The 12889-nt window shown below is 74.5% G+C and carries 2 protein-coding genes (1 of these 2 running past the window's edge); both read left to right on the top strand.

The window, feature by feature from the left end:
- On the top strand, window positions 1-6998 hold the 3' end of the coding sequence (locus IEZ04_RS21865) for an SDR family NAD(P)-dependent oxidoreductase (protein ID WP_189218625.1). The gene continues 18514 nt to the left of window position 1, outside the view; only the last 6998 of its 25512 coding nucleotides appear in the window; the start codon falls outside the window, past its left edge; its stop codon occupies window positions 6996-6998.
- Window positions 6995-12889, top strand: a complete 5895-nt coding sequence (locus IEZ04_RS21860; protein WP_189218624.1) for an SDR family NAD(P)-dependent oxidoreductase — start codon at window positions 6995-6997, stop codon at window positions 12887-12889. Before IEZ04_RS21865 ends, IEZ04_RS21860 begins: the two co-directional genes overlap by 4 nt.

Below are 12889 nucleotides of genomic sequence, written 5' to 3'. Positions count from 1 at the left end.
GCGTGTACGTCGGCGCCTTCCCCGGCGACTACCACGAACTCATCGGCCGGGACGCGCCGCCGCAGACGATGTGGGGCAACATGGCCTCGGTCATCGCCTCCCGCATCTCCTACTTCCTGGACCTCCAGGGCCCCGCGGAGTCGGTCGACACGGCCTGCTCCAGCTCCCTGGTGGCCATCCATCACGCCTGCCAGGACCTGCGCCTCGGCACCACCTCCATGGCGCTGGCCGGCGGTGTGTTCGTGCAGTCCACGCCGCGCCTGTACCAGTACGGGACGCGCGCGGGCATGCTGTCGCCGAGCGGCCGCTGCCACACCTTCGACTCCCGCGCCGACGGGTTCGTGCCCGGTGAGGGCGCCGGCGTCGTCGTCCTCAAGCGGCTCGCCGACGCCCTGCGCGACGGCGACCACGTGTACGGCGTCGTCCGCGCCTCCGGAGTGAACCAGGACGGCACGACCAACGGCATCACCGCGCCGAGCGCCACCTCGCAGGAGCGCCTGCTGCGTGGCGTCCACACCGCCGCCGGGGTGGATCCGGCGAGCATCCAGTTCGTCGAGGCGCACGGCACCGGCACCCCGCTGGGCGACCCCATCGAGTTCGAGGCGCTGCGCCAGGCGTTCGGCGACGCGCCCGAGGGCGGCTGCGCCCTGGGAGCGGTCAAGACCAACCTCGGGCACACCCAGTTCGCCGCGGGCGTCGCCGGAGTGGTCAAGGTGCTCCTCGCGCTGCGCCACCGGCAGCTCCCGCCGTCCCTGCACTTCGACGAGGCCAACCCGGCCATCACGCTGGAGGGCAGCCCGTTCTACGTCAACACGGAGCTGCGGCCCTGGACGGCCCCGCACGACGGCCCGCGCCGCGCCGGCGTCAGCTCGTTCGGCGCCAGCGGCACCAACGCCCACGTACTGATCGAGGAGGCCCCCGCACCGCACCGCCCCCGGCGCGCGGACCGGGACGCCTGGCTGCTCGTCCTGTCCGGGCACACCGAGGCCGCCCGCCGGGCCCAGGCCGAGCGCCTGCTGGCGTACGCCGAGGCGCACGAGGACCTCGACCTGGGCGACGTGGCGTACACCCTGGCCACCGGCCGCCGCCACTGCGCCCACCGGCTCGCCTGCGTGGCCGCCGACCGCGCGCAGTGGATCGGGCAGCTGCGGACCTGGCTCCGCGACGGCGAGGCCGAGGGTGTCCGCACCGGGGAGCCGGCCGACCGGCGCCGCCGCCCGGACCTCGCCGCGCCCACCGCCGAAGACGGCGGTCCCGCGGCCCTGACCGAACTGGCCGAGGCGTACGTACGGGGAGCCACGCCCCCGCTCGCCGGCCTGTTCGCCGGCACCGGCCGCCGTACGGTCCCGTTGCCGGGCTACCCCTTCGGCGGCGACCGGCACTGGGTCGCGCCCGCGTCCGCCCCCGCCCCCGCCGTCGGCGGCGACCGCGCCACGGTCCACCGCACCGAGCTGACCGGCGCCGAGTTCTTCCTCGCCGACCACCGGGTGCAGGGCACCCCGGTGCTGCCGGGCGTGGCCTACCTGGAACTGGCCCGCGCCGCCGCGGAGTCCGAGGGGCTCACGTCCTCCGGCTCCTCCGGCCTGGTGCTGCGCAACGTCGTCTGGGCGCGCCCCGCCCGGATCACCGGGCCCACCACGGTCGAGACCGTCCTGCGCGCCCGTGCGGACGGCGGCCACACCTACGAGGTCGCCACCGTCCAGGACGACGGCGGACGCCTGACGCACGGGCAGGGACGCGTCGACCGCGCACCGGCACCGGCGCCCGAGCGCCTCGACATCGACGCGCTCCGCGCCCGCTGCGACGCGCGGAGCCTGGACCACGACGCCTGCTACCGCCTCTTCACCCGCATGGGCATGGACTACGGCCCCGCCCTGCGCGGCGTGCAGCGGCTCGACGCCGGACCCGGTCTCGTCGTCGCCCGCGTCCGCGTGCCGCAGGCCGCCGGGAACACCGGGACCGCCGGAGACACAGCGGGCTGGACCCTCCACCCGTCCGTCCTCGACGCGGCGGTGCAGGCGACCGTCGGCCTCGCCCTGACCGACCGCGACGGCAGCGGCGGTGACGGTGACGACGTACCGGCCGCCCTGCCCTTCGCCCTCGACGAGGTACGGGTGCACGCTCCGGCCCCGGCGAGCGGCTGGGCGGTGGCCCGGCCCTCCGCGGACGACCGCGGGGGAGCCGTACGCCGCGTCGACATCGACCTGTGCGACGACTCCGGGCAGGTGTGCGTACGCCTCCTCGGCTTCCAGGCCCGCGTCCTGACCGGCACCGGCCAGGACGGGCGGAACACGAACGCCCCCGGCGCCGACGGCTCCCTCGTCCTCATGCACGTCGACTGGCAGCCCGCCGAACCGGCGGCGGTGACGCAGCAGCGGTTCGCCCGGCACGAGGTCCTGCTGGCCGGCCTCGACACGGTCGACCCGGAGGCCCTGGCGTCCACGCTCGGCCACCCCTGCACGGCCCTCCCGGCCCCCGCCGGTGACCCGGCACTCCGTTACACGGCCCGCGCCGAGGAGCTGCTGGCGCGCCTCCGCCAGGCGGTGACCGCCACCCGCGACGGCCGTGTCCTCGTCCAGCTCGTCGTTCCCGCGCACGGGGACGACCGGCTGACCGGCGGCCTCGGCGGCATGCTGCGGTCCGCCCGGCAGGAGCACCCCAAGCTGCTCACCCAGCTGATCGAGGTGGACACCCCGGCCGACGCCGGCGCGCTGGCCGCGACCCTGCGCCGGGAGGCCGCCGACCCGGCGACCGAGTCCGTACGCCACACCGGTGGCCGGCGCCTGGTGCCGACGTGGCGGTCCCTGGAGGACACCGCCGCTGCCGCCGGACGGCCCGGACACCCCTGGCAGCCGGGCGGCGTCTACCTCGTCACCGGCGGGGCCGGCGGCCTCGGCGCCCTGTTCGCCCGCGCGATCGCGCGGCAGGCTCCGGGTGCCACCCTGGTGCTGTGCGGCCGTTCGCCCCTCGGCTCCCGGCAGCGGGACCTGGTGGACGAGCTGAACCGGGCGGGCGTCCTCGCCCACTACCGGTCGCTGGACGTGAGCCGGCGTGACGACGCCTTCCGGCTCGTACGGGAGACCGTCGCCGAACACGGCCGTCTCGACGGCATCCTGCACACCGCGGGCCTGCTCCGGGACGGTTACCTCGCGCAGAAGACCGCCGAGGACGTGCGGGAGGTGTTCGCGGCGAAGGTCGCGGGTCTCGTCCACCTCGACGAGGCCGGCGCCGACCTCCCGCTGGACTGGTTCATCGGGTTCTCCTCGCTGTCGGCGTTCGGGAACCCGGGCCAGGCCGACTACGCGGCCGCCAACGCCTTCATGGACGCGTACGCGGCACGCCGTGCCGAACAGGTGGCGCGGGGCGAACGCCACGGCCGCACCCTCGTGGTGGGCTGGCCCCTGTGGGCCGACGGCGGCATGACCGTCGACGAGGCGACCGCTCGCGGCCTGCGCGAGCGGACCGGCATGCTGCCGATGCCCGCCCGTGAGGGCGTGGAGGCACTCTGCCGCGCCTACGGCACCGGCCTGCCGCACGTGATGGCGGTCTACGGCGACCGCGCCCGCATCGACGCGACGCTGCTCGCCCCGGCGCGGAGGGAGACGGCAGCCGACCCCGCGGCTCCGGCTCCGGCTCCGGCTCCGGAAGCGGCCGTACCGGACCGGGCGACCGCGCGGAGGACACTGCTGCGCACCCTGATCACCCAGGTGTCGGAACTCCTGGAGGTGCCCGCCGACGACATCGACGGTGCCGTGGAGATGAGCGAGTACGGCTTCGACTCGATCTCCCTCACGGAGTTCGCGACCACCCTCAACGACACTTACGGCCTGTCGCTGGCGCCCACCCTGTTCTTCGAGTACCCGACGCTGGGGGAGGTCGCGGACCACCTCCTCGACGAGCACGGCGACCAGGTCGCGCCCGCTCCGGAACCGGCCGCCGTCCCCGTCCTCGTACAGGAACCGGTGCCGGAACCGGAACCGGAACCGGTGCCGGAACCGGCACCGGCACCGTCCGCCGCGGCCGACGCCTCGGACGAACCCATAGCCGTGATCGGCATCAGCTGCCGCTTCCCGCTGGCCGACGACCTCACCGAGTTCTGGCGCAACCTCAGCGAGGGCCGCGACTGCATCCGTGAGGTCCCCGCGGACCGCTGGGACTGGCGGGCCCACTACGGCGACCCCGTCAAGGAGCCGAACACCACCGACGTCAGGTTCGGCGGCTTCATGGACGGCGTCGGGGACTTCGACCCGATGTTCTTCGGCATCTCGCCGAAGGAGGCCGAGATGATGGACCCCCAGCAGCGGCTGCTGATGCTCCACGTCTGGAAGGCCCTGGAGGACGCCGGGTACGCCGCCGAAGCGGTCGCCGGCAGTGACATGGCCCTGTTCGTCGGCACCACCAACACCGGCTACGGCAACCTGATCGCCCGCCACGTGCCCGTCGTCGAGGGGTACTCCGCCACCGGTTCCGTCTCCTCCATGGGGCCGAACCGGATGAGCAACTTCCTGGACGTGCACGGTCCGAGCGAGCCGGTCGAGACCGCCTGCTCCAGCTCCCTGGTCGCCCTGCACCGCGCCGTGCAGGCGCTCCGCGACGGCCAGTCCGGACTCGCCGTCGCCGGCGGCGTCCAGACGATGCCCAGCGTCGACGGTCACATCAGTTTCTCCAAGGCGGGGATGCTGGCGGTGGACGGCCGGTGCAAGACGTTCTCGGACGCCGCGGACGGTTATGTGCGGGGTGAGGGCGTGGGGATGCTGGTGCTGAAGCGGCTGGCGGAGGCCGAGCGGGACGGGGATCACGTGTACGGGGTGATCCGGGCGACGGCTGAGAACCACGGTGGCCGGGCGAACTCGCTGACCTCGCCGAATCCGCGGGCGCAGGCGGCGTTGATCCGGCGGGCGTGGGCGCGGGCGGGGATCGATCCGCGGACGGTGGGTTACATCGAGGCGCACGGCACGGGCACGTCGCTGGGTGATCCGGTGGAGGTGAACGGGCTGAAGGCGGCGTTCGCGGAGCTGTACGCGGCCCACGGGGCGTCCGTCACGGGTGCGCATGTGGGTCTGGGTTCGGTGAAGACGAACATCGGGCATCTGGAGCTGGCGGCCGGGGTGGCCGGTGTGATCAAGGTGTTGTTGCAGATGCGGCACCGCACGCTGGTGGCGTCGTTGCACTGCGAGCGGGTCAATCCGTACATCGAGCTGGAGGGCAGCCCGTTCTATCTGGTGCGGGAGCGGCAGGAGTGGGCGGCGCCGCGGGACGCGGAGGGACGTGAGCTGCCCCGCCGCGCCGGCGTCAGCTCCTTCGGTCTCGGCGGGGTGAACGCCCACGTGGTGCTGGAGGAGTACGTCCCTCCCACCCCGGCCACGACACCCACGGCCCCCTCGGCCGCGCTGCCCGTCGTGCTCTCGGCGCGCAACGCCGACGTCCTGCGCGACCTGGCCGCCCGGTGGGTGACGGCGCTCGAACGCGGCGACCTCCGCGACAGCGACCTGCCGTCGGTCGCGTACACCTCGCAGACCGGGCGCACCGCGATGGCGGAGCGGCTGGCCTGCCTGGCCTCGACCGTCGACGAGCTGCGCCGGCACCTGGTGTCCTGGCTGCGCGGCGGCACCGGCCCGGACGTGTTCACCGGGCGGGTCCGGCGCGGTCAGGACGTGCCGGACGACGCCCCCGGGACGGCCGCCCCGGCCGACGGCGCCGGCCGCGAGGAGTGGGCGCCCGTGCTCACGGCCTGGGTGAACGGCGGGCGCGTCGACTGGGAGGGCCGGTGGACCGGCTCCCGGCCGCCGCGGCGCGTGTCGCTGCCCACCTACCCCTTCCAGCTGCGGCGCTACTGGATCGACACCACCGGCTCCGCACAGGACGGGACGCGCGGGACGCAGCCGGTGCTGCACCCGCTGCTGCACACCAACACCTCGGACCTGAGCGGGCAGCGGTACACCACGCACTTCACCGGCCGTGAGCCCCTGCTGTCGGGCCACCGGGTCGGCGGGGTGCCGGTGCTGCCGGGCGCGGCCCAGCTGGAGATGGCCCGCGCCGCCGCCCGCCTCGCGGCCGGCGGGGACGAGGACACCTGGGCGCTCGGCCAGGTGGTCTGGGCCCGGCCGCTGACCGTGGAGCGGCCGACGGACGTCGACCTCACCCTCGCGGCGCAGCCGGACGGCGACCTCACCTACGAGGTGCGCACCCGTGACGCCCACGGCGAACCCGTCGTCCACGGCCACGGGCGCCTGCGCCGCCGTACCGCCGGCGCCGCCGGGGAACGGCTCGACGTACCGGCCCTGCTCGACCGGTGCGACGGCGAGGTGCTGGGGGCCGAGGCCTTCTACGAGCGCCATGCGCGCGGGGGCCTGGACTACGGGCCCGCGCTGCGGGCGGTGCGCCGCCTGCACGCCGGGTCCGGACTGGCGGTGGCACGCCTGCAACTGTCCCCGGCGCCACGGCCGCACGGCGACGGTGACGGCGAGGCGTACGTGCTGCACCCGGGCCTGCTCGACGCCGCCCTCCAGACGACCGTGGGACTGTTCCCGGACACCGCCGCCACGGGAGGCACGGCCACGGGAGAGACCGGCACGGGAGACACCGGCACCGCTCTGCCGTTCGCCCTCGGCGAGCTGGAGGTGCTGCGTGCCCTTCCCGCCTCGGGGTGGGCGGTCGCCCGGTTCGCCGCCGACGACCGGCCCGGTCCGGTACGGCGCCTGGACGTCGACGTGTGCGACGACGACGGCCGGGTGTGCGTGCGGCTGCGCGGCTTCAGCGCCCGTACGGCCACGCCGGGCACCCGGCGGACCCCCGAACCGACACCGGTCCCCGTGCCGGTGCCGGAACCCGGTGCGGACGGCGACGCGGAGCTGCTGCGCCTGATCGACGCAGTGTCCCGGCAGAACCTCACCGCGGAGGACTTCAAGCGGAGTCTGACGAGTCTGCGGGGGCCGAACGGCCTCAACGGCTCGAACGGATCGAACGGCCTGAACGGCCTGAACGGAGCCAGCAAGTGAGTACATCCATCGCATCACTCGACGAACTGCACGCCGGCATCCGCCAGGGACGCATCGGCCAGGACGAGGCGCTCCGCCTGATCCGCGCGTGGCGGCAGGAGCCGCAGGAGCCGCGAGAGCGGCAGGAGCGGCCGGCGGCCGGCCCCGGGAACGGAGCCGACACCCAGGACCTGCGGGACCAGGTGTCCGACATCGTGCTGACCGAGGTCGCGGCGCTGCTGAAGGTCGACGCACGGGAACTGGACCCGGACGTCGAGCTCAGCGAGTACGGCCTCGACTCCATCGTCATGAGCCAGCTGGCGAACCAGCTCAACGAGGCCCTGGGCCTGGAGCTGATGCCGACCGTGCTCTTCGAGCACCCCACCCTGCGCGCCTTCTCCACCCACCTGGTCGAGGACCACGGACCGGCCGTCGCGGCCCGCCTGGGCCCCACCCGGACACCGGCCGCGGCTCCGCCCCCGCCCCCGTCCCCGTCTACGCCTCCGCAGCCGACCCCACCCCCGGCCCTGCCCGCCGTCCCGGACCGTACCGGCGACCCCATCGCCGTCATCGGTATGAGCGCCCGCTTCCCGCAGGCCGAGGACGTCGACGCCTTCTGGCGCAACCTCAGCGAGGGGCGCGACTGCATCACGGAGATCCCGGAGGACCGCTGGGACTGGCGGGCCCACTACGGCGACCCGAAGCGCGACCGGGGCCGCACCGACGTCAAGTACGGCGGCTTCATCGACGGCGTGGCCGACTTCGACCCGATGTTCTTCGGCATCTCGCCGAAGGAGGCCCTGCTGATGGACCCTCAGCAGCGGCTGCTCATGCTGTACGTGTGGAAGGCGTTGGAGGACGCCGGGTACGCCGCCGACTCCCTGGCGGGCAGTGACCTCGGCCTGTTCGTCGGCACCACCAACACCGGCTACAGCAACCTGGTCGAACGTACCGGCGGCGCGGTCGAGAGCGTCTCCTCCACCGGCGGCGTCCCGTCGGTCGGCCCGAACCGGATGAGCTACTTCCTGGACGTGCACGGTCCGAGCGAGCCGGTCGAGACCGCCTGCTCCAGCTCCCTGGTCGCCCTGCACCGCGCCGTCGCCGCCATCGAACGCGGCGAGTGCGGTATGGCGGTCGTCGGCGGGGTCAACACCATCGTCGTCCCCGACGGTCACATCAGTTTCTCCAAGGCGGGGATGCTGGCGGTGGACGGCCGGTGCAAGACGTTCTCGGACGCCGCGGACGGTTATGTGCGGGGTGAGGGCGTGGGGATGCTGGTGCTGAAGCGGCTGGCGGAGGCCGAGCGGGACGGGGATCACGTGTACGGGGTGATCCGGGCGACGAGCGAGAACCACGGTGGCCGGGCGAACTCGCTGACCTCGCCGAATCCGCGGGCGCAGGCGGCGCTGGTCCGGCGGGCGTGGGCGCGGGCGGGGATCGATCCGCGGACGGTGGGTTACATCGAGGCGCACGGCACGGGCACGTCGCTGGGTGATCCGGTGGAGGTGAACGGGCTGAAGGCGGCGTTCGCGGAGCTGTACGCGGCCCACGGGGCGTCCGTCACGGGTGCGCATGTGGGTCTGGGTTCGGTGAAGACGAACATCGGGCATCTGGAGCTGGCGGCCGGGGTGGCCGGTGTGATCAAGGTGCTGTTGCAGATGCGGCACCGCACGCTGGTGGCGTCGCTGCACTGCGAGCGGGTCAATCCGTACATCGAGCTGGAGGGCAGCCCGTTCTATCTGGTGCGGGAGCGGCAGGAGTGGGCGGCGCCGCGGGACGCGGAGGGACGTGAGCTGCCCCGCCGCGCCGGCGTCAGCTCCTTCGGCTTCGGCGGGGTGAACGCCCACGTCGTCCTGGAGGAGTACGTCCCGCCCACCCCCGCCGGACCGGACCCGGCGGACCGCGAACCCGTGGCGGTCCTGCTCTCGGCGGCGGACCCCGAGACCCTGCGCACCCGGGTACGGGACCTGGTCGCCTGGATCGACGCGGGCCACGTCGGCGCGGACGACCTCGCCGCGCTCGCCCACACCCTCCAGGTGGGACGCGTCGCGATGGAGGAGCGGCTGGGCCTGGTCACCGACTCGCTCACCGACCTGCGCGCCCGCCTCGCCTCCTTCCTGGACGACGGCCGCGCCCAGGGCGTCCACGTCGGACGGGCCGGCCGCCAGGAGGCATGGGCCACGCTCACCGCGGACGAGGACACCGCCCGCGCCATCGACGGCTGGATCGCCCGCGGCAACCTCAACCGGCTGGTCAGACTGTGGACCACGGGCTGCGACTTCGACTGGCGGCGCCTGTACGCGGGACGCCGGCCCCGTCGCATCCCCCTGCCCGCCTACTCCTTCCGCCTGCGGCGCTACTGGGTCGCCGACCGGGCGGGCGGCGCCGGGGAGGAGCCGAAGGGGAACGAGCGGTCGCGCCGTCTCGACGGGCGGGAGCCGTACCTGACCGACCACCGCGTGTTCGACGTCCCCACCGTGCCGGGCGCCGCCCATGTGGAGTTCGTCCGCGACGCGCTCACCCGCTCGGTGCCGGACGCGCCCGCCGGCGGCGTACGCCTGCGGGACGTGACCTGGCTGCGTCCGCTGCGGGTGACCGCGCCGCACACCCTGCGCATCGCTCTCCGGCCCATCGCCGGCGGCGGTGGAACGGTCCGGGCGTTCGAGGTGCGCTCCGACGACACGGACGGGGTGTACGCCCAGGGCACCGCGGAGCTCGACCCGGCCCTGCGCGAGGTCCCCGCCGAGACGCACGACATCGACGCCCTGCGCGCCGGCTGCCCGCAGCGGCGCGACGCCGCCGAGTGCTACGGACTGTTCGCGCGCATGGGCCTGGACTACGGCCCCGCGCTGCGCGCGATCGAGACCCTGCACCACGGGCCGGACGGGGCGCTGGCACGGCTGCGGCTGCCCGCGGAAGCCGCCGGGCTGACGGTCGACCCGAGCATGCTCGACGGTGCGCTGCAGGCCACCCTGGGCGTGCTGCTGAGCGAACGGGAACACGACCGCGGAACCGGGGAGTTCGCGGCGGCCCTGCCCTTCACGGTGCGCGAGGTGCAGGTGCTCCGCCCCACCCCGGCGACGGGCTGGGCCGTGGTGCGCCGTGCCGACGACGACCGCGGCCCCGCCGCGTCCCTGCGCCGGCTCGACGTCGACCTCTGCGACGACCGGGGCACGGTGTGCGTGCGCCTGCTGGGCTTCAGCACCCGTACCGTGCGCACGGAGGCGCGGGAGCCGGAGAAGACACGGGAGCCGCAGGAGACATCCGCGATGCTGATCCGGGTGGACTGGCAGGACGCGGAGGACACCACGGCGGAGGAGGCATGCACCGGGAAGCGGCACGTCGTCCTGTGCGAGCTGGAACCGTCCGACGCCGCCGTCCCGGCGCTGGCCAGAGCCCTGGACGGGACGTGTGAGTCCTGGCAGGCGGACGGGGACGTCGCGGCCCGCTACACGGAGTACGCCCGGCGGCTGCTCACGTTGCTCCGCGACCTCGCCCGTGACTCCGCGCGCGGGACACGGCTGGTGCAGGTGGTCACCCCCGCGGACACCCCCTGGCTGGCCGGGCTGAGCGGCATGCTCCGCACCGCCCGCGCCGAACACCCGCAGCTGCTCACCCAGTTGATCGAGACCGACGGGCGGCCCACCGTCGAGGGCCTGGCCGACTCACTGCGCCGTGCGGGAGCCGACCCGGCCGAGGAGGCCGTACGCGTCCGCCGGGGACGCCGTCGGGTGCCGCGCTGGCGTGAACTCCCGGCACCGGACCGGACCGCGGCGCTGCCGTGGCGCGACGGCGGGGTCTACCTGCTGACGGGCGGCGCCGGGGGTCTCGGCGCCGCGGTGGCCCGGGACATCGCCCGGCGGGTCGCGCACCCCGTCCTGGTGCTGTGCGGCCGCAGCCCGGCCGGTGCGGCCCACGACGGACTCCTCGCCGACCTGCGCGCGTCGGGCGCCACCGCCGAGTACCGCGTGCTGGACGTCGCCGACCGCGACGCCGTCCTGGAGACCGTACGCGCCGTCGAGACCGCGCACGGGGCGCTGAACGGCGTCGTCCACGCGGCGGGCGTGCTGCGCGACGGGTATCTCGCGGCCAAGTCCGCGGAGGACCTGCGCGAGGTGCTCGCCGCGAAGGTCGACGGGCTGCTCCACCTCGACGAGGCGAGCGCCGCGTCGGAGCTGGACTGCTTCATCGGCTTCTCCTCCATGGCCGCGTTCGGCAACGCGGGCCAGGCCGACTACGCCGCCGCCAACGCCTTCATGGACGCCTTCGCCGCGCACCGCGCCGGTCTGGCCGAGCGGGGAGACCGCCCGGGACGCACCCTCGCGGTGAACTGGCCGCTGTGGCAGGAGGGAGGCATGCGGGCCGGCGCCCGGGCCGTGACCCTCATGGAACAGGCGGGCCTGCGGCCCCTGGACACCGCCACGGGACTCGACGCCCTGTACCGCGCCTGGGCGGCCGGACAGCCCAACGTCATCGTGGCGCACGGAGACCACGCACGGATACGCGAGCAGTTCCTCCCGGCCACGGACACGGCCACGGCCACGGCTCCGGTCCCGGCCTCGAACAGCGAGCCGGCCGCGGACCGTCTCGCCGCGCTCCTCGCCGACGTGCTGGAACTCGACCCGGCCGAGCTGAAGCGGGACGTCCCGCTGCGCCGGTACGGCTTCGACTCCATCTTCCAGGTCCAGTTCCTCACCCGCGCGCAGAGCGAGATCGACCCCGAGCTCACGCTCGAGGTCCTCGCCGACAGCGAGACGCTGCAGGACCTCGTCGAGGCGATCGGCGGCGCAGGTGACGGTGACGCCCGGCCCGCGACGGAACCCGAGTCCGAGTCCGGGCCTGCGTCCGCACCCGAACCCGAACCCGAGCCCGGACCGGGACATGAACCGGAGTCGGAGGACGCCTCCTCCGTCCTCGTCCGTATGAACGGCGTCACGGACGGCCGGCCGGTCTTCTGGGTCCACGACGGCAACGGCGGCGTCGGCGGCTACGCCCCGCTCGCGGCCCGCTCCCGGCGCCCCTTCTACGGCATCGTGCCCAAGGGCTGGACGGGCTCGGGGGACATCCTGGTCGGCCAGGAGGCCATGGCCCGGCACTACGTCGCGGCCATCCGCTCCGTACAGCCCGAAGGCCCCTACGACATCGGCGGGTTCTCGCTGGGCGGCCTGTTCGCCTACGAGATGGTGCGCGAACTCCAGGCGCAGGGGCAGGACGTGTCCTCGTTCGTCATGCTGGACACGCTCGACGGCACCGCCACCAACCGGGCCAACGCCCTGGTGCTCGGCGGCCGTGACGACGCCGACGCACGGGCCAAGACCAGCCTGTTCCGCGCGGTCAACCTCGTCCTCGGGGACAACCGGCTGACCGGGCCCGGCGAGGCGTCCCCGATCCTGCGCCGCGACGAGGTCGACACGACGCTGGGCCGGGAGGAGTTCCTCGACTCCCTGATCGAGGCGGCCCTGGCCCGCGGCGTCGACCGTACCGAGGCCCGGCTGCGTGCGCGGGTGCACCAGCTGGCGCGCTACTTCGACGCCGTGCAGGGCGAGACCTACGCGGTGCGGCCGCTGCCCCGCCCGGACGAGGTGCCCTGCCACTACGTGCGCAACAAGGGCGGCGAGTTCTTCGGCGAGTACGAGGAGTACATGGTGCTGTTCCCCGCGTCCGGCCTGCCGCCCGTGGACGGGACCGAGTACTGGCGGGAGTGGGAGCGGAACATCGGGGACTTCACGGTGACGGACGTCGACACCGTGACGCACTCGGACGTGCTGGCCGCCCCGCACGCCCTGGAGAAGGTGCTGGAACTGTGCGACACGCTCTACGCGCCGGACGACCCGCGACCGTCCACCGTCACCTCCGCCTCCACCGCCGACACCGTGACCGACCCCGAGCTGTCCCTCCAGGGAGGCCGCTGA

The organism is Streptomyces ruber (genome assembly GCF_014648075.1).
GTDB classification, from domain to species: domain Bacteria; phylum Actinomycetota; class Actinomycetes; order Streptomycetales; family Streptomycetaceae; genus Streptomyces; species Streptomyces ruber.
Note: the sequence above shows the minus strand (reverse complement) of the source record. Positions and strands in the feature narration are given on the sequence as shown.